This window comes from Rhizobium sp. FKL33, from assembly GCF_005222915.1.
Lineage (GTDB): Bacteria > Pseudomonadota > Alphaproteobacteria > Rhizobiales > Rhizobiaceae > Rhizobium_E.
Window position 1 is genome coordinate 1 of sequence record NZ_STFX01000053.1, and the last position, 977, is coordinate 977.

At 56.2% G+C, this 977-nt stretch carries 1 tRNA gene and 1 pseudogene; both read left to right on the forward strand.

The features are described 5' to 3' along the window. Positions 1–5: 5 nt before the first annotated feature. Positions 6–82, forward strand: a tRNA-Met gene (locus E8Q41_RS23395). A 417-nt stretch (positions 83–499) separates the two neighbouring features. After that, positions 500–897: pseudogene (locus tag E8Q41_RS23400) on the forward strand (transposase); the annotation flags it as partial. Between the last annotated feature and the right edge of the window lie 80 nt (positions 898–977).

Sequence of the window (977 nt, forward strand, 5' to 3'; positions counted from 1 at the left end):
GATAACGCGGGGTGGAGCAGCCCGGTAGCTCGTCAGGCTCATAACCTGAAGGCCGCAGGTTCAAATCCTGCCCCCGCAACCAGTTCCAGCATAAATCGCTGATCACACCTGTATAGCAGCGGCTTAACTGCAAACCTTCCCCACCGCCTCTGTCATCCAGGGGCGGTTTTTGCGTTTGAAAGCGCGAGGGATCGGCCGAATCTTGGCAAATCCCGTCCCGCCAATCTGCCAGACTGTTTGATGGCAGGAAGATAGTCGGGCCGATGATCAACTCAGCAAGCTTGCCAGCAGCAAGCTGATCCTTCGCAGCTCTGTATGGAAGTGGAGTGCCCCCGTTTCACCGGACATGTCGGCTAGTTTGACTTAGCCCTGATGAACTGCCGAGGGGAAGCCATCTTGAGCGCGGAACGGGGATGGATTTCGTTGTAGTCCTCGTGACCTGAGCCCCTGAACTTCTTCCAGAATTTGGTAGAGTCCGTGACATCAAGGAGACGGACGGATGAAGCGTTCACGGTTCACGGAAGAACAGATCATCGGGATATTGAAGGAGCAGGAGGCGGGCGCGAAGACGGTTGATGTCTGCCGCAAGCACGGCATCTCGGATGCAACCTTCTACAAATACAAGGCGAAGTATGGCGGCATGGATGTGTCCGATGCACGCAAGCTGAAGGCGCTCGAGGACGAGAATGCCAAACTGAAGAAGCTGCTCGCCGAGGCCATGCTGGACAATGCGATCCTGAAGGATGTCGCTGCAAAAAAATGGTGACGCCCGATGTGAAGCGGAATGCGGTGGCTCACGTCTGTGCGCAGCATGGAGTGAGCCAGCGTCGGGCGTGCGAGGTTCTATCGTTTGATCGGTCGAGCATGCGATATCGCAGCGTGCGGCCTGACGATGCTGGACTTGCTTCGGAAAAGTGGAGAGGCATTTTCAGATCAAGCGGCCAGTCTCTCAAACTGTGCGGGGCTTAGGTAGTCAA